The sequence below is a fragment of the Actinomycetospora chiangmaiensis DSM 45062 genome (assembly GCF_000379625.1).
GTDB lineage: Bacteria > Actinomycetota > Actinomycetes > Mycobacteriales > Pseudonocardiaceae > Actinomycetospora > Actinomycetospora chiangmaiensis.
This window is the reverse complement of the sequence record NZ_KB903240.1, coordinates 170,402-190,925: the sequence shown is the minus strand read 5'-3', so window position 1 is coordinate 190,925 and position 20,524 is coordinate 170,402. Positions and strand designations below refer to the sequence as shown.

Sequence of the window (20,524 nt, the reverse complement as noted above, 5' to 3'; positions counted from 1 at the left end):
CTCATCTCCGGGCGTGACGGGGACCCTCGGGCGCAGAGAACGCTCGAGGGTTCCCCTCACGCTTCCGAACAACGACGGGTCGGGCGCGGTCAGCCCACCACCAGCGCCTGCGCGGCCGCGAGTTCGGTGCGGCTGCGGAGCCACCGCACCATGCGGGCGGCGTCGCGCGAACCGGTGGCGGCGAGGTCGACGAGGTCCCGGTCGCGCAGGGCCGCCGCGGCCCGGCCGGACTCCGCGAGGGACCGGCGTGACCGGGCGACGACGCGGCCCATCGCGGTCTCCCAGTCGGTCTCACCGGCGCACCGTGCTCGTCACGGACCAGCGGGCGGGTGAGGCGGTCGGGCGAGTGCAGCGCGCGGGTCGACCCGTACAGGCCCTTCGGACCGAGGCGGCCGTGGTTGGCGACGTCGTCCGCGCGGCCGCGGATGCCGACCATCCGGCCGTCGCGCACGGCGATTTCGGCGCCGCAGCCGTTGCTGCAGAGCACGCAGGCGCTGGGGACCCAGCGCTCGACGTCGTCGACGGAGAGCCCGTCGTCGAGGTGCAGGTCCACCCGCACCGGCCACGGGGTGTCGCGGGCGTGGGGCGTATGGGTGCCCCAGATGTCGGCGATGCGATCCGCGCACGTCCTCCGGACGGTGTCGTTCCGATGGTGCGCGACCGGAACCACCCGCCGTCGGGAACCGCAACCTCCGACGCGATCTCGTCGTTCACGGTGTGCGGTCGGCCCACCGACGGTGTGACCACCGGAATCCCCCCGACGGGGGCCGGGTAGTGTGACGCACGAACGCCCGTCCCGCATCCGGGGCGGATGGAGACCTGGAGGTCACGGAGCCCGCGATGCGACTGTTCCTGGAGATCCTGCTCATCGTGTCCAGCGTGCTGCTGGTGCTGCTCGTGCTGCTGCACCGCGGCCGGGGCGGTGGTCTCTCGTCGCTGTTCGGCGGCGGCGTGCAGTCGAGCCTCGCCGGCTCCAGCGTGGTCGAGAAGAACCTCGACCGGCTCACCCTGTTCGTCGGCGCGATCTGGTTGATCGCGATCGTCGGGACGGGCCTGCTCATCAAGATCGAAGGCTGACAGCCCCGGAGCTCGCTGCCGGGTGACGATGCGGAGGTAACGCCGACATGGCCGCTGGCAACGCGATCCGGGGCACTCGGGTCGGCTCGGGCCCGATGGGGGAGTCGGAGCGGGGAGAGAGCGCGGCTCGCGTCGTCGTCTCGTTCTGGTGCTCCAACGGGCACGAGACCCGGCCGTCCTTCGCCCACGACGCCGAGCTGCCCGTCACGTGGGACTGCCCGCGCTGCGGACTGCCCGCGAACACGGACATGAAGAACCCGCCGCCCGCGCGGCGCACCGAGCCGTACAAGACGCACCTCGCGTACGTGAAGGAGCGTCGCAGCGACGCCGACGGCGAGGCGCTCCTCGAGGAGGCGCTCGCCAAGCTGCGCGCACGTCGCGGGGAGAACTGATCCTCTGACAGGGTGTCCGGGTGACCGCAGAGATCACCGACACCCGCTTCTCGTTGAGCCAGGCCGAGATCCCCTCGGCCTGGTTCAACGTCGCCCCGCACCTGTCGAGCCCGCTCGACCCGCCGTTGCACCCCGTGACGCGCGAGCCCGTCGGGCCGGACGACCTCGCGCCGCTGTTCGCGGGCGAGCTCATCGGCCAGGAGATGTCGGCCGACCCGTGGATCGACATCCCCGGTGAGGTGCTCGACGTCCTGCGGTTGTGGCGGCCGACGCCGCTGATCCGGGCCCGTCGGCTGGAGGCGGCCCTCGGCACCCCGGCGCGGATCTACTTCAAGGACGAGTCGGTGTCGCCCGCGGGCTCGCACAAGCCGAACTCGGCGGTGCCGCAGGCGTTCTACAACGCCCGCGAGGGCATCAGGCGCCTCGCCACCGAGACCGGCGCCGGCCAGTGGGGGACCGCCCTCTCCTTCGCCTGCGCGCAGTACGACCTCGAGTGCGCGGTCTACATGGTGCGGAAGAGCTTCGAGCAGAAGCCGTACCGCAAGGTCATCATGGAGACCTGGGGCGGGTCGGTCGTGCCGTCGCCGATCGACGACCCCTCGAACGCCGGGTCGCTCGGCTCCGCGATCTCCGACGCGGTCCGCGACGCGGTGGGCCGCGACGACACCCACTACGCGCTCGGCTCCGTGCTCAACCACGTGCTGCTGCACCAGACCGTCATCGGGCTCGAGGCGCAGCAGCAGCTCGCGCTCGCGGGCGAGACCCGACCCGACGTCGTGATCGCGCCCTGCGGTGGCGGGTCGAACCTCGGCGGCCTCGCCCTGCCGTTCCTGCCCGACCCCGCGGTCCGGCTGCTGGCCGCGGAGCCGGCGTCGTGCCCGACCCTCACGCGGGGCACCTACGAGTACGACTTCGGCGACACGCAGGGCCTCACGCCGATGATGAACATGTACACGCTGGGCCACGACTTCATGCCGCCCGGCATCCACGCCGGCGGGCTGCGCTACCACGGCGACTCGCCGATCATCTCCAAGCTGGTCCACGAGGGCCGGATGGAGGCCGTGGCGCACCGCCAGCAGGCCGTGTTCGAGGCGAACGTGCTGTTCGCCCGCGTCGAGGGCAAGCTGCCCGCGCCCGAGGCCGGCCACGGCATCGCCTCCGCGATCGCCGAGGCGAAGGACGCGGCCGCGAAGAACGAGGAGCGCGTCATCCTCTTCAACTACTGCGGGCACGGCCTGCTCGACCTCAAGGCCTACGAGGACTACCTCGCGGGCGACCTCGGCGAGGAGCCCGAGGACTGACCCCGTCCCGACGCCGGGTGCGGTCGGCTCAGGCGCGTGCGGTCACCACGACGTACGACGCCTCGACGTCGACCGCCCCGCCGTCGGGCGCGAACACCCGCCCGATCGCGGCGAACATGTCGGCCGCCCGCTCGCCCGCGGCCACCTCGGAGGCCATGTGGGCGGGGGAGTGGTGGCGGAAGAACGTCGTGAGGTCGGCGGGGGAGTCGAACCGCCAGGGCAGGGTCCGCCCGGTGACCGTCACGTCGGTGAACCCCGCGTCCCGGAGCGCCTCTCCGGTCGTCCACACCGACCCGTGGAAGCGCTTCGGGGCGCCGTCGGGCGGGGCGGGCATGAACTCGGCCATCACCGCGCCCATCCGGCCGACCACGCCCTCGGGGTCCCAGGCCGTGTAGGCGAGCGTGCCGCCCGGACGGAGCAGGCGGCGGACCTCGGCGAGGGCGGGCGCCGCCTCGACGGTGAAGATCAGCCCGAAGTTGGAGAGCGCGACGTCGGCGGCGTCGTCGTCCAGCGGGACGGCGGCCAGGTCGGCCTCGAGCCAGGTGACGGGCAGGTCGGCGGTCCGCGCCCGCCCGGCGGCCACCATCACGGGGGAGACGTCGACCGCGGTGACCGGAGTGCCGCGCCGGGCGACGATCTCCGCGACCGCACCGTGCCCCGCGGCGAGGTCGAGGACCCGGTCCGCCCGCGTGGGGGCGGCGGTGTCGGCGAGCACCGTCGCGCCCGGCGCGAGCAGGTCGGCGAGGGGTCCGTAGTCGCCGCGGTCCCAGACCGCCCGTGCCGCGTGGGTCACGGCGCCCATCCTCGCCGCCGATCCCGGCGGGGCGCGGCTCGACGGACGAGGTCTTGATCACCGCGGGCACGGTGGAGCCGCGTGCGATCCGGGGTTCGAGCGCCCCGGTGACGTCTCAGACGACGGTGGTGAGCGCGGCGACCGGGCCGGAGCCCAGCGACGCCCACGCGGCGGCCAGCCGTTCCACGGCGTCGTCGAGCACGTCCACCCGGTGGGTGTAGGGCACGCGCAGGAACCCCTCGAAGGCACCGCCGATGCCGAAGCGCGGGCCGGCGGCGAGGTGCAGCCCCTGGCGGGCGGCGGCGTCGACGAGGGCGCTGGATCGAGCCGCCCCCAGGTCGATCCACGTCGAGAGCCCACCAGTGGGGCTGGGCACCGCCCACTCCGGGAAGGTGCGCCGCAGGGCGGCCACGAGGTGGTCGCGCTGCGCGGCGGTGGCCGCCCGACGCTGGGGGAGGAGGTCGTCGAGGCGGGCGAGCAGCGCCGTCGCGACCAGCTGTTCGAGGACGGGCGAGGCGATGTCGTCGGAGGCCCGGCTCGTGGCGATGCGGCGCAGCACCGCGCGCGGCCCGCGCATCCAGCCCATCCGCAGGCCGCCCCACACGGTCTTGCTCATCGAGCCGATGGTGAGCACCGGGGCCTCGCCCGCGGTCGTCGCCCACGCGCCGAGCGGTGGCGGGACGGGCTCGTCGAGCCACATCTCGCGCAGGCAGTCGTCGACCACGAGGGGCACGCCGTGGCGGCGGGCGGCCGCGACGACCGCACCGCGCGTCTCGGCGTCCATCACCGCGCCCGTCGGGTTGTGGTGGTCGGGCACCAGGTAGGCGAGCGCCGGGGCCGACTCGCGCAGGCTCGTGGCGAACGCGCCGACGTCCCAGCGGGTGCGCCCGTGCGGGTCGCGGTCGAGCGCCATCGGGACGGGGCGCGCCGACGTGTGGCGCACGAGGTCGACCGCGCCGGGGTAGGTCGGCTGCTCGATGAGGACGCGGTCCCCGGGCCGCACGAGGGCCCGCACGGCGAGGGAGTGCGCGTGCTGGGCGCCCGCGGTCACCATGACCTCGTCCGGCGCGGTCGGCAGTCCCTGCGCCGTGAGCCGCTCGGCGATCGCGGCGCGCAGCAACGGGGTGCCGAGCAGGTCGTAGCCCGGCCCGACGAGGTGGGTGGGCAGGGCGGCGAGGGCCTCGGCGCCGGCCGCGGCCATCGCGTCGATCGGCGCCGCGGGTGCGGCGTGGGCCAGGTCGATCACCCCGCTGGGCAGATCCGGCGGCACCGCGAAGGCGCCGCTCGGGGCGAAGGGCGCGGGGGAGCCGGTCGGCGCCCTGGACGGCAGGGCGGACCAGGTCCCCGACCCGCGACGGCGCAGCAGGTGGCCGCTCTCGCGCAGCTGCTCGTACGCCGCGGCGACCGTGCCCCGCCCGATGCCCAGCGCGAGCGCCAGTTCCCGCTCGCTCGGCACCCGCGTCCCGACGGCGAGCCGGCCGTCGCCCAGCAGGGTGCGGATGCGTCCCGCGAGCGCCGCGTAGCCCACGGGTCCGTCGGCGAACTCACCGAGGTGTCGGACGAGGGCGTGTCCGCCGAGCTGCTGTTCCACCGCTCACCTGCCACTTCTGCCACTCTGCCTGCCACTGTAGGACCAATGGTCCTGGCAGGGCTGTCACCCGACAGCCACTCTAGCCACATCACCCCGTGTCCCCGAAGGAGCTCGTCATGATCGCCGCCATCGTCACCGTCGTCGTCCTCGCCGTCCTCGGCCTCGCGGTCGTTCGGTACGGCGCGGACACCCGCTCGAACGAGACTCTCGACGCCCGGGACCCGGCCCTGCCGCGGGGGCCGCAGTACGCCCACAACCCGGCGTCGGACCTGCGGCTGCTCGCCGCCCTCGCGCGGAGGGTCGCCGCCCAGCGGCAGGCGTGGGCCGCGTACGACCGGTCGCTCCGGCCGTGGGAGGGACGGTGCACCCGGCCGATCGGCTGATCTCCCCGGGACGACGAACGGCCCCCCGCGGGATGCGAGGGGCCGTTCGGGTGTGTTCGGCGCTAGATCTTCGCCGCGGCCGCCTCGTCGAGCAGCCACAGGGTCCGCTCGGTGCCGGCGAGCCCGGCGAGCGGGACCTCGACCTCGGTCGCCCCGTGAGCGGCCCGGGCCAACGCGTCGGCCTTGCCCTCCCCGGTGGCCACCAGCCACACCTGCCGGGCGGACCGGGCCGCGGCGAGGGTGAGCGAGATCCGGGTGGGCGGCGGCTTCGGGCAGTCCCGGACCGCCACCACCCCGGCCGCCGTCGCGTGCACGGCGGGGGAGTCGGGGAAGACCGAGAGCGTGTGGCCCTCCGGCCCGCACCCGGCGAGCAGCACGTCGAACGCCGGGATGCCGGGCACGCCCTCACCGAGCCGGGTGGCCGCCTCGGTGAGCACCTGGGCGTACGCCTGGGCGCCCTGGTCGGGGTCGGCCGAGTCCTCGGCCTCGAGCGCCGAGGGGCCCGGCGTCGACGAGGCCATCGGGTGCACCCGGGCCGGGTCGAGGTCGACCTCGTCCAGCAGTGCGGCCCGCGCCTGCACGTCGTTCCGGTCCTCCGAGCCGGCGGGCACGAAGCGCTCGTCGCCCCAGAAGACCTCGACCCGCGACCAGTCGACCGAACCGAGGTCCGGCGACGCCGCGACCGCCTCGAGCATCGCGATGCCGATGCCGCCGCCGGTGAGGACGACCGACGCCACCCCGCGCTCGGCCTGGGCGGCCGCGAGGGCGGCGAGCAGCCGCGCCGCCCCGTCCGCCGCCACCGACCCGTCGTCGGGATGGGTGACGATCTCCCGCCCGCTCACGCGCTCACCGTGCCCTTCGCCTCGGGACTGTCCGCCTCGACCCGGGGGATGGCCCCGAGCGCCTCGTGGAAGATCTCGTCGGGATCGAGACGGCGGAGCTCCTCGGCCAGGCAGTCACGCGCGGTCCGGCGGGGGAGCGCGACGCGACGGACCGGCTGCCCGGGTTGGGTGAGCCTCGCCGTCTTGGAGTCCTGCCGCTTGAGCTCGACCGTCCCCGAGGGCCGCTCGAGCCGGACCGCGCCGAGGTGACCCCCCGGCACGTCGACCACGCGGCGTGTCACCGGGACGTCCAACCGCGACGCCAGCCAGCCCGCCAGCAGGTCCGCGGACGCGGACTCGGCGAGCCCGTCCACCTCGGCCCGGGTGACGGCGTCGTAGGGGGGCTCGTCCAGCGCGGAGGTGATCAGCGCCCGCCACCCGGTGATGCGGCTCCACGCCAGGTCGGTGTCGCCCGGCCGGTAGTTCGCACCGAGTTCGAGCAGCGTCCGGGACGGCGTCGCCGTGGTGGAGACGTCGGTGATCCGGCGGCCCGCGACGGCGCCGACCGGGTCCTGCGCCGGCGCGGGCGGAGGATCGCCCGGCCACCAGGTGACGATGGGCGCGTCCGGCAGCAGCAGCGGGACGATGATCGACCCGCCGTGGTCGGCCAGCGGCCCGTACATGCGCAGCACGATGACCTCGCTGGCGCCGGCGTCGCCGCCGATGCGGATCTGCGCGTCGAGCCGCGTGGCGGCCTCCCGCTGCCCGCGCGCCAGGACGAGCACCCGGCAGGGGTGCTCCCGGGACGCGTCGTTGGCGGCCTGGATGGCCTGCTCGGCCTCCGGACCGTCCACCGTGGAGATCACCAGCGTGAGCACCCGGCCGAGGGCGACCGCGCCCGCGGACTCCCGCAGCTGCACCATCTTGCGGTTGACCGCCGACGTGTCCGTCGAGGGCAGATCGACGATCACGGTCGCCTCCAGACCCGGCCGGTGCGCGAGAGCAGCTCGTCGGCCGACCGCGGGCCCCAGGTGCCGGCGGGGTAGCTGTCGGGAGTGCCCTCGCGGTGCCACTTCTCGATGACGGGATCGAGGATCCGCCAGGACAGCTCGACCTCCTTGTTGGTCGGGAACAGCGACGGCTCGCCCAGCAGGACGTCGAGCAGCAGCCGCTCGTAGGCCTCGGGGGAGGCCTCGGTGAACGCGGTGCCGTACCCGAAGTCCATGGTGACGTCGCGGACCTCCATGCCCGACCCGGGCACCTTGGAGCCGAACCGCAGCGTGACGCCCTCGTCGGGCTGCACCCGCACCACGAGGGCGTTCTGCCCGAGCTCCTCGGTCATCGTCTGGTCGAACGGCAGGTGCGGGGCCCGCTTGAACACCACGGCGATCTCGGTGACCCGACGGCCGAGGCGCTTGCCCGTGCGCAGGTAGAACGGCACACCCGCCCAGCGGCGGGTGTTCACCTCGCAGGTGATCGCGGCGTAGGTCTCGGTCACCGAGTCCGGCGGGAAGCCGTCCTCCTGCTGCAGGCCCTTCACCTCGGTGGAGCCCTGCCAGCCGGCGGCGTACTGCCCCCGCGCGGTGGTCTCGTCGAGGGGCTCCGCGAGCTTCGTGGCGGAGAGGACCTTGATCTTCTCCTCCCGCAGGTCGTCCGGGGAGAACGACAGCGGCTCCTCCATCGCGGTCAGCGCGAGGAGCTGCAGCAGGTGGTTCTGGATGACGTCGCGGGCGGCACCGATGCCGTCGTAGTAGCCGGCGCGCCCGCCCACCCCGATGTCCTCGGCCATCGTGATCTGCACGTGGTCGACGTGGTGGGCGTTCCAGATCGGCTCGAACAGCTCGTTGGCGAACCGCAGGGCGAGCAGGTTCTGCACCGTCTCCTTGCCCAGGTAGTGGTCGATGCGGAACACCGAGTCCTCGGGGAAGACGTCGTTGACGATCGCGTTCAGCTCCTGCGCCGAGTGCAGGTCGTGGCCGAACGGCTTCTCGATCACGACGCGCCGCCAGGCGTCCTCCGTCGAGTCCGCGAGGCCCGCGCGCGAGAGCTGCTTGCAGACCGTCGGGAAGGCGTCCGGCGGGATCGACAGGTAGAACGCGTGGTTGCCGTTCGTCCCGCGCTCGTGGTCGAGAGCGGCGACGGTGTCGGCGAGCCGGTCGAAGGCCTCGTCGTCGTCGAAGGTGCCCTGGACGAACCGGAGGCCCTCGGCCAGCCGGTCCCACACCTCCGAGCGGAACGGGGTGCGGGAGTGCTGGCGCACCGCGTCGTAGACGATCTCGGCGAAGTCCTCGTCGGACCAGTTCCGCCGTGCGAAGCCGACCAGCGCGAAGCCCGGCGGCAGCAGACCACGGTTCGCGAGGTCGTAGATCGCCGGCATGAGCTTCTTCCGCGCGAGGTCGCCGGTGATCCCGAACAACACGAGCCCGCTCGGGCCGGCGATCCGCGGCAGTCGCTTGTCGCGCTCGTCCCGTAGCGGGTTGCGCCACGCGGCGGGGGCTGTCACCGCCGGACCTCCCCCACCGCGTTCGTGAGGGCGACGAGCCCGGCGGCGCGGTCCGCCAGGTGCACGCGCAGGACGGGACGGCCGTGCTGGCTGATGACCTGCGCGTCCCCGGCGGCCTGCGCGTGCTGCAGCTCGCCGAAGGTGAACGGCTGGTCCGGGATCGCGAGGTCGTCGGCGACGGACCCCGTGATCTGCAAGAACACGCCGTTCTGGTGCCCGCCCTTGTGGTACTGCCCGGTCGAGTGCAGGAAGCGGGGGCCCCACCCGAAGGTGGTCTGCAGCCCCGTGTGCTTCGCGATCTCGGGGCGCAGCACCTCGGCGGAGGCGTCGTCGAGCCGGTCGAGGTAGGCCTGCACGGCGACGTAGCCGCCCTCGGGGGCCCGGTCGATCAGCTGCTGGATCGCCTCGACGAGGGTGGCGGGCCCGCTCAGCCAGTCGCCGCGCACCTCGACGGCGCCCTCGACGAGCACCGGCGCCTCGTCGGTGCCGGTCGTGCCGTCACCGCCGAGGAGGTCGCGGGTGGCCTGCTTGGCCGACTCGACGTCGGGCTGGTCGAACGGGTTGATCCCGATCAGGCGGCCGGCGAGCGCCACCGCGGTCTCCCAGAGCAGGAACTGCGCCCCGAGCGACCCCTCGGTCGCGATCTGCGCGTTCCCGACGGCGGGTCCGATCGTCACCGTGGTCGCGTCGTGGCCGTGGTCGGCGAACCCGGGCGCGTCGGGGGACTCCACGACGACGGGCAGGAGCCCGAGGCCCTGCTTGCCGGTCGACTCGGCGATGAGCTGCTCGGCCCAGTCGCCGAAGCCGATGAGGCCGGAGCCCGAGTCGGCGAGCACGACCTTCTCGGCGCCCGCGTTGTGCGCCGCCGCGAGTGCGGCGCCCAGCTGGATCGCCGGGTTGTCGGCCGAGTCGCGCTGCAGCTCGGGGGCCGCCGCGGCGGCCTCGTCGAGCAGGCCCCCGACGTCGACGCCCGCGAGGGCGGACGGCACGAGGCCGAACGCGGTCAGGGCCGAGTAGCGGCCGCCGACGTTCGGGTCGGCCTCGACGGTGGTCCGGTAGCCCTGCTCGGCCGCCAGCTCCTCGAGCTTGGTGCCCGGGTCGGTGACGACGACCATGCGGCTCGCGGCGTCGATCCCGTTCGCCGCGAACTGCTCGGCGAACACGCGGCGCTGGCTGTCGGTCTCGACGGTGCCGCCCGACTTGGAGCTCACCACCAGCACGGTGCGCGCGAGGTCGCCGGCGAGGGCGTCGCGTACCTGGCCCGGGTCGGTCGTGTCGAGCACCGTGATCGGGTGGGTACCGCCGACGGCGGAGCCCGAGCGGGTGTGGCAGATGACCTCGGGGGCCAGCGACGAGCCGCCCATGCCCGCGAGGACGACGCGGTCGACGCCCTCGGCGTGCAGGTCACCGCGCAGTGCCGTCAGGCGGTCGACCAGCGGCTTGGACGACTCGTACAGCGTCACCCAGGACAGCCGCTTCGACGCCTCGTCCTGCGCGTCCGGGCCCCACAGCGTGTCGTCCTGCGCGGCCAGCTTCGAGGCGACCTCGTCGGTGACCAGCTTCTCGACGAGGGCCGATGCGGCCTCCGCGAGCTGCGGGTCGACCACCGACACCGTCAGCGGGGCCTCCACGGGCGCGCTCACGACTGCTCCGGGCTGCGCCGGGTCAGCTGCTCGGAGACCGTCTCCAGGAGCTCGGTCCAGGCCTTCTCGAACTTGTCGACGCCCTCGTCCTCGAGGACCTGGAACACATCGGTGACGTCGATGCCCACGTCGGCGAGCGCGGCGAACACCTCGGCGGCCGCGTCCGCGGTCCCGGTGACGGCGTCGCCGTGCAGCTCGCCGTGGTCGGCGAAGGCCTCGAGGGTGGCCTCCGGCATCGTGTTCACGGTGTCGGGCGCGACGAGCTCGGTCACGTAGAGCGTGTCGGGGTAGGCCTTGTTCTTCACCCCGGTCGACGCCCAGAGGGGACGCTGGACCGTGGCACCGGCGCCCTTGAGCGTCGCCCACCGCTCGGTGGAGAACGTGTCGAGGTAGGCCTGGTAGGCCAGCCGGGCGTTCGCGACGGCGGCCGTGCCGCGCAGCGCCAGCGCCGCGTCGGTGCCGATGGCCTCGAGGCGCTTGTCGACCTCGGAGTCCACCCGCGACACGAAGAACGACGCCACGGAGCCCATGACCGACAGGTCGTGCCCGTTGCTGCGCGCCTGCTCGATGCCGGCGAGGAACGCGTCCATCACGGCACGGTGGCGCTCGACCGAGAAGATCAGCGTGACGTTGACGCTGATGCCCTCCGCGAGCACGCGGGTGATCGCCGGAATGCCCTCCGGGGTGGCCGGAATCTTGATCATCAGGTTGGGGCGGTCGACGGTCTTCCAGAGGTCGACGGCCTCGGCGACGGTCTTCTCGGTGTCGTGCGCCGAGCGCGGGTCGACCTCGAGCGAGACCCGGCCGTTCAGGCCGGCGGTCTCGTTGTAGACGTTGCGGAAGATGTCGCAGGCGTGCCGCACGTCGTCCGTCGTGATCTCACGGACGGCGTCCTCGACCGACGCGCCGCGGCGGGCCAGATCGTCGAGCTGCTCGGCGTAGTGGTCGGCGTCCGCGAGGGCCGCCTGGAAGATCGACGGGTTCGACGTGACCCCGACGACGTGCTTCTGCTCGATGAGCTCGGCGAGGTTGCCGCTCATGATGCGCTGGCGCGACAGGTCGTCGAGCCAGATGGAGACGCCGGCGGCGGAGAGGTCCGCCAGGGGAGTGGAGCTCATGATGTCCTCACTTCGGGTCGCGGGGCGTGGTCACTTCGACGCGCGGGCCAGCGAGCGGCGGGCGGCGTCGACCACGGCCTCGGCGGTGAAACCGAACTTCTCGAACAGGGTCTGGTAGTCCGCGCTCGCACCGAAGTGCTCGATGGAGACGGGCTCGCCGGTGGTCCCGAGCAGCCGGTACCAGGGCTGCGCCACGCCGGCCTCGACGGAGACGCGTGCGGTCACCGCGGTCGGGATGACGCTCTCCTGGTAGTCCGCGTCCTGGTTCTCGAACCAGTCGAGGCAGGGCATCGAGACCACGCGGGTGGGAACGCCGTCGGCCTCCAGGGTCTTCCGGGCCTCGACCGCGAGCTGCACCTCGGAGCCGGTCGCCACGATGATCACCTGCGGGTCGCCGGAGGCGTCCTCGAGCACATAGCCGCCGCGCGCGACGCCCTCGGCCGACGTGCCCTCGAGCACCGGGAGGTTCTGGCGCGTGAGCGCGAGCCCGGCCGGCCCGGTCGGGTTGTCCATGACGGCCTTGAACGCGTACGCGGTCTCGTTCGGGTCCGCGGGCCGGACGACCGACATCCGCGGGACGGCCCGGAGGCTCGCCAGCTGCTCGATCGGCTGGTGGGTCGGGCCGTCCTCGCCGAGACCGATGGAGTCGTGGGTCCAGATGTAGGTGGTGTTGAGGTTCATCAGCGCCGCCAGGCGGACCGGGGGCCGCATGTAGTCGGAGAAGATGAGGAAGGTGCCACCGAACACCCGGGTGCCGCCGTGGAGGGCGATCCCGTTGAGGATGGATCCCATCGCGTGCTCGCGGACGCCGAAGTGCAGGACCCGGCCGTAGGGGCTCATGCGGCCCCAGTTGTTCGTCTCGACGCTGTCCGGCCCGAACGACGGCGAGTCGGGGATCGTCGTGTTGTTGCTCTCGGCGAGGTCGGCGGAGCCGCCCCACAGCTCGGGGAGCTCCGGGCCGACGGCGCCGAGGATCTGCTGCAGCGCCTTGCGGGTGGCCAGCGGCTTGTCGTCGGTGGTCCAGGTGGGCAGCTTGTCCGCCCAGCCCGCGGGCAGCTCGCGCTTGGCCATGCGGTCGAACAGCTGCCGGCGCTCGGGGTTCGCCTGCGCCCAGTCGTCGAACTTCTTGGTCCAGGCCTCGTGCGCCTGCCGGCCGCGGTCCTTGACCTCGCGGGCGTGGGCGAGGACCTCGTCCTCGATCTGGAACGACTTCTCGGGATCGAAGCCGAGGATCTTCTTGACCTCGGCCACCTCGTCGTCCCCGAGCGCGGCGCCGTGGGCCGCACCGGTGTTCATCTTCTCCGGCGCGGGATAGCCGATGACGGTCCGCAGCGCGATGAAGCTCGGCCGCCCGGTCTCGGCCTTGGCGTTCTCGATGGCCTCGCGGATCCCGACGACGTTCTCGCCGCCACGCACCACCTGGGTGTGCCACCCGTAGGCCTCGTAGCGGCCGACGACGTCCTCGGAGAGCGCCACCGAGGTGTCGTCCTCGATGGAGATGTGGTTGTCGTCGTAGAAGACGACGAGGTTGCCCAGCTGCTGGCGGCCGGCGATCGAGCTCGCCTCGGCGGTGACGCCCTCCTCGATGTCCCCGTCGGAGGCGATCACGTAGATGAAGTGGTCGAACGGGCTCTCGCCCGGCGCCGCCTCCGGGTCCCACAGGCCGCGCTCGCGGCGGGCCGCCATCGCCATGCCGACGCTCGAGGCGAGGCCCTGGCCGAGCGGCCCGGTCGTGATCTCGACACCGGTGGTGTAGCCGTGCTCGGGGTGACCCGGCGTCCTCGAGCCCCAGGTGCGCAGCTGCTCGAGGTCGGACATCTCGAGGCCGTACCCGGACAGGAAGAGCTGCAGGTAGAGCGTGAGGCTGGAGTGCCCGGCGGAGAGGACGAACCGGTCGCGGCCCGGCCAGTCGGCGTCGGCCGGGTCGTGGCTCATCGTGTGCTGGAAGAGCGTGTAGGCCAACGGGGCCAGCGACATCGCGGTGCCGGGGTGACCGTTGCCGACCTTCTGCACCGCGTCGGCGGCGAGCACGCGGATCGTGTCGACCGTGCGCTCGTCCAGATCCGACCAGTCGTCGGGTCGGTGCGGGGTGGTGAGGGCGGCGATCTCGTCGGGCGACTCACTCGCCGGATGGGTGCTCGCGTCGGTCGTGGTCACGAACCTGCTCTCCCTGTGTCTCGCGTCGTGAGCCGCGCACGCGTGGTTGCGGCCCTCCTGCCCGGATCGAGGCGGTCGCGGGGCGGGCGCCCCGGCATGTCCGGGTCGAACCGGTGCGATCTGGATCGATCCGGAATGTCCGTCGATGCCATGCTGTCACGCCGGGGCGACACCACGGGAACTGTCGGGTGACCAGTCGGGCGACCAGTGCCCCGGCTAGTCGCACAATTACCCGCTCGGCGCGGCACGGACACGCCGCGGCGGGGCCCGACGAGGGGGGACGTGTCGCCCTCTACGATCACGTCCTGCGCTCGCGCGCGTGACGTGCCCCGCACCCACCACCTCCTGCCAGGGGGCGGGCGAGCGCGAGGAGCGCCCGGGGTGCAGACTGCATCCACGACAGCGTGTAGGAGGCGGTCCGGTCGGGGCCGCCGAACGCCTGAGAGGACCGGGTGATCGGGTGAGCACGGCGGTCGGTCCGACGCCGACGGGGGCGAGGACCAGGCTCGGCGGGTACTGGGCCCGCTCCGTGTCCACCGTCCGCGCGTACCTCGCGCTGACGAAGGCCCGGATCATCGAGCAGCTGCTCGTGGTCACCGTGCCGGCGATGATGCTCGCGCAGCGGGCGGTGCCGTCGCTCTGGCTGGTCCTCGCGGTGCTGCTGGGCGGCGCCGCGGCGGCCGCCAGCGCCCACGCGCTGAACTGCGTGATCGACGCGGACATCGACGCCAAGATGGCGCGCACCCGCAAGCGCCCCCTGGCCCGCGAGGCCGTGCCGCGCTCGCACGCCCTGGTGTTCGGCCTCGTCCTCGGTGCGCTCTCCGCCGTGTGGCTGGGCCTGACCGCCAACTGGGTCGCCGCCGCCCTCTCCGTCGCGGCGATCGCCTTCTACATCGTGGTCTACACGCTGGTGCTCAAGCGCCGGACCTCCCAGAACATCGTCTGGGGCGGCGCCGCCGGCTGCATGCCCGTCGTCATCGGCTGGGCGGCCGTCACCGGGAACGTCGGCTGGCCCGCCCTCGTGCTGTTCGGGATCATCTTCTTCTGGACCCCGCCGCACTTCTGGGCGCTCGCCATGCGCTACCGCGACGAGTACGCCGCCGCGGGTGTCCCGATGCTCCCGGTCGTCGCCGCGCCGCAGCGGGTCTCCCGCCAGATCGTCCTGTACTCGTGGGCGATGGTGGCGTGGTCGGTGCTGCTCGTCCCCGCGACCTCGTGGATCTACCTGGTCACGGCCGTCGTCGGCGGTGCCTGGTTCCTCATCGCCGCCCACCGGCTCGACCGGGCCGTGCACCGCGACGAGGTCGTCAACTCGATGCGCCTGTTCCACCTGTCGAACACCTACCTCACGGGCCTGTTCGTCGCGGTGGCCGTCGACTCCGCCTTCGGGTGGCCCGTCTTCGGCTGGCCCTTCTAGCCCTTCCCGACGACGGGTCCGCCGGGCTCGTCCCCGGGTCGCGACGGGACGACGCGCAACGGCCCCCTACGGCACCAGCAGCAGCTTCCCCGTCGTGGCGCGGCCCTCGAGGTCCCGGTGGGCGTCCGCGGCCGCGTCGAGGGCATACCGCCCACCGACCCGCACGGTGAGCGACCCGTCCGCCACCGCCGCGAACACCTCCGCCGCCCGGGCACGCAGTTCGGACGTGGTCCGGACGTGCCAGCCCAACGACGGGCGGGTCAGGTAGACCGAGCCGGCCGCGTTGAGACGCTGCGGGTCCACGGGCGGGACCGGGCCGGAGGCGGCGCCGTAGAGCGCCAGGACGCCCCGCACGCGCAGCGAGGCGAGCGAGCCGTCGAAGGTCGTGGCGCCCACCCCGTCGTACACGGCCGCCACCCCGGCACCCGACGTCAACGACCGCACCTCCTCGGCGAACGACGGATACCCCACCACGTGCGCCGCCCCGGCCTCCCGCGCCAGCGACGCCTTCTCCGGCGTCGACGTCGTCGCGATGACGGTCACCCCGAGCGCCGACGCCAACTGGCACAGCAGCAGGCCCATGCCGCCCGCCCCGGCGTGGACCAGCACGGCGTCGCCGGGCTGCACCGCGTAGGTGTCGTGCAGCAGGTAGTGCGCCGTGAGCCCCTGCAGCAACACGGCCGCGGCCTGCTCGACCGACACCCCGGCGGGCACCGGCACGCACCGCGCCGCCGGGACCGCCGCGACCTCGGCGTACGTCCCCGGGCCGTCGCAGAACGCCACGACGTCGCCCACGGCGACGTCGGTGACCGCCGACCCGACCGCCCGCACCGTCCCCGCGCCCTCGAGCCCCGGCACCGTGGGCAGCGTCGCCGGGTACAGCCCGCTGCGCAGGTAGGTGTCGATGTAGTTGACCCCGGCCGCGGCGACGTCGACGAGCACGTCCTCCGCGCCCACGGTCGGCTCGTCCAGGTCGGCCGGGACCAGCACCTCGGGCCCGCCGTGGGCCTCCACGCGAACGGCACGCATGGCGGTCGACCCTAGGACTGCGCGGCCACCATCGCCCGCGGAGAGGTTCCCGACGACGGGTCCGCGGCCACGGGCCGCGTCGTCCCGGCCCAGAGCCATGCGGTCGCCGCGACGACGAGCATCGAGCCCAGCACGTGCAGGGCCACGAGCACCTCGGGCACGCCGATCGCGTACTGGATGCCGCCGAGCAGCCCCTGGGCGAGCGTCACCACGACGAGGACCCGGAACCGCACCAGCACCGTCCGCGGCGCGGCCACGGCGTGCAGCAGGAACCCGAGGCCGACCAGCAGTCCGAGGAACGCGAACAGCAGGTGGGCGTGGGCCATGGCGAGGTCGGCCACCGAGAAGGTCGTGAGTCGGGGCGTGGCCGGGTCGCCCGCGTGGGGGCCCGCCGCCGTGACCAGCGTGCCCGCCACCACCAGCGCGGACAGCACTGCCGCGCTGACCCCGATCAGCCCGCGCACCGCCCGCGGGACCACTGTCTCGCGCCGCTCACCGGCGTCCGGCAACGCCCACGCGTCGCGGGCCAGCAGGACGGCGAGCCACACGAGCGGTACGGAGACGACGAAGTGCGGCGCCACCGTGTACCAGGCGAGGCCGGTCAGCACGGTGATCCCGCCCAGCACGGCCTGCGCCACCACACCGAGCGGCATGGTGCAGGCCAACCACAGCAGCCGCCGGCGGCGCGGCCGCACGAACAGCGCGGCGATCACGCACGCCGCCGTGACGAGCACGAGCGCGATGCCCAGCAGCCGGTTGCCGAACTCGATCCACTGGTGCAGCACCGCCACCTCGGCGTGCGCGACCGGGACCATGCTGCCGGGGAAGCACTGCGGCCAGGTCGGGCAGCCGAGGCCGGATCCCGTGACGCGCACGGCGGCGCCGGTCACCGCGATCCCGCCCTGGCCGACCACGGCCGCGACGGCGAGCCCTCGCATCAGCGCCGGGGGAGTCCTCACGCCGGCCAGCCTACGACAGCGGGTAGTGGAGCACCCGTCAGTCCCACTTCAGGGTGCGGCCCGCCACGAGGCCGGCGACGACGCCCCACACGAGCAGGACCACGACGTGACCGAGGCCCGGGGTCCCGCCGAGCATCACGGCGCGCAGCCCCTCGGCGAGCGCACCGCTGGGCAGCAGCACGACGACGTCGCCGAGGGCGCCCGGCAGCTGGCCCGCCGGCACGACGATGCCGCCGACGAACAGCAGCACGAACCAGACGACGTTGGCGATGACGAGCACGAGGTCCGCCCGCACCGACCCGCCGAGCAGCAGCCCGCAGGCCCCGAACGCACTCGCCCCGAGGACGACCAGCAGCAGCGCCCAGCCGAGCGACCCGGCGTCGGGACGCCATCCCAGCGCGAGCGCGACCCCGCCGAGCACGACCACCTGGATCACGACGACGGCCGCCATCCCCCCGAGCCGGCCCGTGACGACGAGCCAGCGCGGGATCGCCGTCGCGGCGAGCCGGCGCATGAGGCCGTAGCGGCGGTCGAAGCCGAGCGCGATCGCCTGCGAGGTGAAGCCGGTCGACATCATCGCGAGGGCGAGCACCGTGCCGAGCGCGGCGTTCACGCGTGGCTCGGGGAGCTCCACGAGCCCCTGGAGCAGGGTCAGCCCGACGAGCAGCGCGAGCGGGATCACGAGCGTGAGCAGCAGCTGCTCGGAGTGGCGCAGGGCCAGCACCGTCTCGGTGCGGGTGTGCACGGCGAGCATCCGTCCGCGCGAGCCCGCGCCGGGGTCGGGGGAGAAGGTCCCGGTCTCGAAGGACGTGCTCACGAGCGCAGTTCCCGTCCGGTGAGGTCGAGGAAGACGTCCTCGAGGCTGCGGCGCCCGACGCGGACGTCGTCGGCGAGCACGCCCTGGCGGGCGCACCACGCCGTGACGGCGGCGAGCATCTGGGGGTCGATGCGGCCCGACACCGTGTAGTGCCCGGGCGGGCCCTCCTCGGAGAGGTAGCCCTCGGGGAGCACGTCCTCGAGCAGCGTGAGGTCCATGCCGGGCGGTGCGCGGAAGCGCATCGTGTCCTCGGCGCCGGAGGTGGTGAGCTCGTCGGGCGAGCCCGCGGCGACGACCCGGCCGTGGTCGACGATCACGACGTCGTCGGCCAGTGCCTCGGCCTCCTGCATGAAGTGGGTGGTGAGCAGCACGGCCACCCCGTCGGCCCGCAGCGCCCGCACGAGGTCCCACACGAGGTGCCGGCCCTGGGGATCCAGGCTGGAGGTGGGCTCGTCGAGGAACACCAGCTCGGGGCGCCCGACGATCGCGCAGGCCAGGCTGAGCCGCTGCTGCTGCCCGCCGGAGAGCCGCTTGTAGGGCAGCTTCGCGCAGCTCTCCAGGCCGAGGGTGTCGATCAGCCAGCCGGTGTCGAGCGGGTGGGCCGAGCAGGCGGCGACCAGGTCGAGCATCTCGCGCACCCGCACCATCGGGTACGCCCCGCCGCCCTGCGGCATGACGCCGATCCGGGCGCGCAGCGACTCCGGGGCGCCCGCCGGGTCCTCCCCGAGGACCCGCACCGCACCCGCCGTCCGGGAGCGGAAGCCCTCGCACACCTCGACCGTGGTCGTCTTGCCGGCCCCGTTGGGGCCGAGCAGGGCGAGGACCCGGCCCCGGTGCAGGTCGAGGTCGAGTCCGTCGACGGCGGTCGTCGCGCCGTAGCGCACCACGAGGTCGCGCACCTCGACGGCCGGTTGACTCACCCCACCAGCCTAGGTGCGACCGTCGATCCCGGTGCGGGGAGGGATCCGCGGCGTGTTCCCCCGGGAGGCGAGCAGCGGCACGACCGCCACGAGCAGCGCGGCCGTGATCGCCATCGGGAGCTGGTAGGCCCGGAACGTGAAGTCGTTCCCGGTCGGCGGCACGAGCAGCGAGACCGCGGCGCACACCGCGACCGCGCACCCGCGGACGCGCGGCCCGGTCACCGAGCAGGCCAGCGGGACCATCAGCCACAGCAGGTACCACGGGTGCAGCACCGGCCCGGCGAGGAACACCGCGCCGAAGCCGAAGGCGACGCCCGCCACCGGGTGGAGCCGTCCGCGCAGCACCGCGAACACGAGCAGCACGCAGACCAGCGCGGCGACGCCGAGCCCGGCCGAGCGGGTGAGCGAGAGCACCGCGTCGGTGTGGTCCCCGAGGCCCAGCCCCATGCCGATCTGACCGCCCAGCACGCCGAGGTCCGTCGTCACCGACAGCCAGGAGCGCAGCAGGTTCGGCACCGACAGCGCGGTGATCCACCCGAAGCCGAGCCCGGACCCGACCGACACGGCCACCACGACGGCGAGCCCCGTCCCGGCCACGGCCGCGCCGTACCGGAGCAACGCGATGACCCCGTCGCGCCCGCACGGGTCCTTCCCGGCGGCCAGACAGCGCTCCCGGGCGACGTGGGCGCCGAGGAAGGCGAGCGCCAGGATCGCGGGGATCTTCCCGGAGGCCCCGAGCCCGATGAGCAGGGCGCCGACGAACCAGGAGTACCGGAAGCCGATCTCCAGGCCGAACAGGACGACGCCCATCATGATCGCGTCGTTGTGGATGCCCGAGACCAGGTGGAAGAGCACCAGGGGGCTCACCGCGAGCCACAGCGCCGCGATGGGCTCCACCCCGGCGCGGCGGGCCAGGTGCGGCGCCGCCCAGATCACGAGCCCGAGCCCGACCAGCGCGAGGAGCCGGTGCAGGTACACGCCGAGCACGATGTTCTCGCCCGCGACGGCGGTGACGAGGCGGCCGAAGGTCAGGAAGCCGGGGCCGTAGGGCGAAGGCGTGGTCCGCCAGATCGTGGGGATCGAGGCGACCAGCGGGTCCTCGAGCCCGAGGGCCTGGGCCGCGCCGAAGACGTAGGGGTCGAAGCCCCGCGAGACGACCTCGGCCTGCGAGAGGTAGCCGTAGACGTCGGTGGAGAACAGCGGCGGCGCGACGGCCAGCGGCGCGCACCACATGACGAGGATGCGCGAGAGCTGGCGCACCGTCAGACGCACGCGCCCGGGCCACGCGAGCCGGCCCAGCCAGAGCCAGGCGAGCACGACCATGCCCATCCCGACGTAGGCCATCGCGAGCGAGACCGTGGGCATGCGGCCCGGCAGGCCGAGGACCCGCGTGCCGAGCAGCGGGTTGTAGGCCGAGGCCGGCGTCGCCCCGCAGCCGAGGGCGCCGATGGCCATGAGCAGCGCCCCGGTGAACCCGAAGCGGCGACAGAACCGCAACCGCCGTCGTTCGTCGGGGGTGGCGGGCGCCTCGGGGGCCGACCGGGTCCCGGCCGACGGCTCGGGCCCGGGAGGAGCCGTCGGGGCCGTCGCGGTCACCTCGGGA

General features: G+C 73.9%; 19 protein-coding genes and 1 pseudogene. 5 read left to right on the top strand and 15 right to left on the bottom strand.

All coding sequences use genetic code 11. The features are described 5' to 3' along the window. Window positions 1-89 precede the first annotated feature (89 nt). Together A3CO_RS39695 and A3CO_RS39690 are read right to left on the bottom strand one after the other, a co-directional pair. Window positions 90-272 (bottom strand): hypothetical protein, encoded by a 183-nt coding sequence (locus A3CO_RS39695; protein WP_018333625.1) that lies wholly within the window; start codon window positions 270-272, stop codon window positions 90-92. 143 nt (window positions 273-415) lie between these two features. Continuing rightward, window positions 416-802, bottom strand: a pseudogene (locus A3CO_RS39690) (hypothetical protein); the annotation flags it as partial. Between the two features lie 38 nt (window positions 803-840). Here A3CO_RS39690 and secG point away from each other — a divergent pair. Genes secG through A3CO_RS0117950 form a run of 3 tightly spaced genes read left to right on the top strand, consistent with a single transcriptional unit; the run spans window position 841 to window position 2,770 of the window. After that, a complete protein-coding gene (secG, locus tag A3CO_RS0117960) occupies window positions 841-1,077 on the top strand; it encodes a preprotein translocase subunit SecG (RefSeq protein WP_018333624.1) in 237 nt (78 codons plus the stop codon). 47 nt (window positions 1,078-1,124) lie between these two features. After that, window positions 1,125-1,469, top strand: a complete 345-nt coding sequence (locus A3CO_RS0117955; RefSeq protein WP_018333623.1) for an RNA polymerase-binding protein RbpA — start codon at window positions 1,125-1,127, stop codon at window positions 1,467-1,469. Between the two features lie 20 nt (window positions 1,470-1,489). After that, window positions 1,490-2,770 carry a TrpB-like pyridoxal phosphate-dependent enzyme gene (locus tag A3CO_RS0117950; protein WP_018333622.1) on the top strand — a complete coding sequence of 427 codons (1,281 nt, stop codon included), beginning with the start codon at window positions 1,490-1,492 and terminating at the stop codon, window positions 2,768-2,770. A 28-nt stretch (window positions 2,771-2,798) separates the two neighbouring features. Here A3CO_RS0117950 and A3CO_RS36050 read toward each other — a convergent pair whose 3' ends face one another. Next, window positions 2,799-3,563 carry a class I SAM-dependent methyltransferase gene (locus A3CO_RS36050; RefSeq protein WP_169510960.1) on the bottom strand — a complete coding sequence of 255 codons (765 nt, stop codon included), beginning with the start codon at window positions 3,561-3,563 and terminating at the stop codon, window positions 2,799-2,801. Between the two features lie 115 nt (window positions 3,564-3,678). Next, a complete protein-coding gene (yczR, locus tag A3CO_RS0117940) occupies window positions 3,679-5,154 on the bottom strand; it encodes a MocR-like transcription factor YczR (protein WP_018333620.1) in 1,476 nt (491 codons plus the stop codon). A gap of 116 nt (window positions 5,155-5,270) precedes the next feature. Between yczR and A3CO_RS0117935 the strand changes: the two genes are divergently transcribed. Beyond that, complete coding sequence (locus tag A3CO_RS0117935) at window positions 5,271-5,537, top strand: hypothetical protein (RefSeq protein WP_157647677.1); 267 nt, start codon at window positions 5,271-5,273, stop codon at window positions 5,535-5,537. Window positions 5,538-5,599: 62 nt separating this feature from the next. Here the strand turns inward: A3CO_RS0117935 and pgl are convergent, their stop codons facing one another. Genes pgl through tkt form a run of 6 tightly spaced genes read right to left on the bottom strand, consistent with a single transcriptional unit; the run spans window position 5,600 to window position 13,728 of the window. Beyond that, window positions 5,600-6,379, bottom strand: coding sequence for a 6-phosphogluconolactonase (pgl, locus tag A3CO_RS0117930; RefSeq protein ID WP_018333618.1), 780 nt, complete (start codon window positions 6,377-6,379; stop codon window positions 5,600-5,602). Further along, complete coding sequence (locus A3CO_RS0117925) at window positions 6,376-7,329, bottom strand: glucose-6-phosphate dehydrogenase assembly protein OpcA (RefSeq protein WP_018333617.1); 954 nt, start codon at window positions 7,327-7,329, stop codon at window positions 6,376-6,378. The genes pgl and A3CO_RS0117925 overlap by 4 nt, the downstream gene beginning before the upstream one ends. Next, window positions 7,326-8,861: a glucose-6-phosphate dehydrogenase gene (gene zwf, locus A3CO_RS0117920; RefSeq protein ID WP_018333616.1), complete on the bottom strand. Its 1,536-nt coding sequence runs from the start codon at window positions 8,859-8,861 to the stop codon at window positions 7,326-7,328. The genes A3CO_RS0117925 and zwf overlap by 4 nt, the downstream gene beginning before the upstream one ends. Next, window positions 8,858-10,504 carry a glucose-6-phosphate isomerase gene (locus tag A3CO_RS0117915; protein WP_245561526.1) on the bottom strand — a complete coding sequence of 549 codons (1,647 nt, stop codon included), beginning with the start codon at window positions 10,502-10,504 and terminating at the stop codon, window positions 8,858-8,860. The genes zwf and A3CO_RS0117915 overlap by 4 nt, the downstream gene beginning before the upstream one ends. Continuing rightward, window positions 10,501-11,622, bottom strand: a complete 1,122-nt coding sequence (gene tal / locus A3CO_RS0117910; RefSeq protein WP_018333614.1) for a transaldolase — start codon at window positions 11,620-11,622, stop codon at window positions 10,501-10,503. Before tal ends, A3CO_RS0117915 begins: the two co-directional genes overlap by 4 nt. A gap of 30 nt (window positions 11,623-11,652) precedes the next feature. Continuing rightward, a complete protein-coding gene (gene tkt, locus A3CO_RS0117905) occupies window positions 11,653-13,728 on the bottom strand; it encodes a transketolase (RefSeq protein WP_026204733.1) in 2,076 nt (691 codons plus the stop codon). Between the two features lie 511 nt (window positions 13,729-14,239). Between tkt and A3CO_RS0117900 the strand changes: the two genes are divergently transcribed. Beyond that, a complete protein-coding gene (locus A3CO_RS0117900; protein WP_018333612.1) occupies window positions 14,240-15,196 on the top strand; it encodes a heme o synthase in 957 nt (318 codons plus the stop codon). 66 nt (window positions 15,197-15,262) lie between these two features. Here the strand turns inward: A3CO_RS0117900 and A3CO_RS0117895 are convergent, their stop codons facing one another. From A3CO_RS0117895 to mptB, 5 genes are read right to left on the bottom strand one after another with little or no spacing between them, the layout of a single operon-like run. Beyond that, window positions 15,263-16,225: a quinone oxidoreductase family protein gene (locus A3CO_RS0117895; protein WP_026204732.1), complete on the bottom strand. Its 963-nt coding sequence runs from the start codon at window positions 16,223-16,225 to the stop codon at window positions 15,263-15,265. An 11-nt stretch (window positions 16,226-16,236) separates the two neighbouring features. Beyond that, window positions 16,237-17,163: a COX15/CtaA family protein gene (locus A3CO_RS32960; protein ID WP_018333610.1), complete on the bottom strand. Its 927-nt coding sequence runs from the start codon at window positions 17,161-17,163 to the stop codon at window positions 16,237-16,239. 58 nt (window positions 17,164-17,221) lie between these two features. Beyond that, entirely contained in the window at window positions 17,222-18,001 is a 780-nt protein-coding gene (locus A3CO_RS0117885; protein ID WP_018333609.1) for an ABC transporter permease, read from the bottom strand. Next, window positions 17,998-18,921, bottom strand: coding sequence for an ABC transporter ATP-binding protein (locus A3CO_RS0117880; RefSeq protein WP_018333608.1), 924 nt, complete (start codon window positions 18,919-18,921; stop codon window positions 17,998-18,000). The genes A3CO_RS0117885 and A3CO_RS0117880 overlap by 4 nt, the downstream gene beginning before the upstream one ends. Window positions 18,922-18,930: 9 nt before the next feature. After that, window positions 18,931-20,517, bottom strand: a complete 1,587-nt coding sequence (mptB, locus tag A3CO_RS0117875) for a polyprenol phosphomannose-dependent alpha 1,6 mannosyltransferase MptB (RefSeq protein ID WP_245561524.1) — start codon at window positions 20,515-20,517, stop codon at window positions 18,931-18,933. Between the last annotated feature and the right edge of the window lie 7 nt (window positions 20,518-20,524).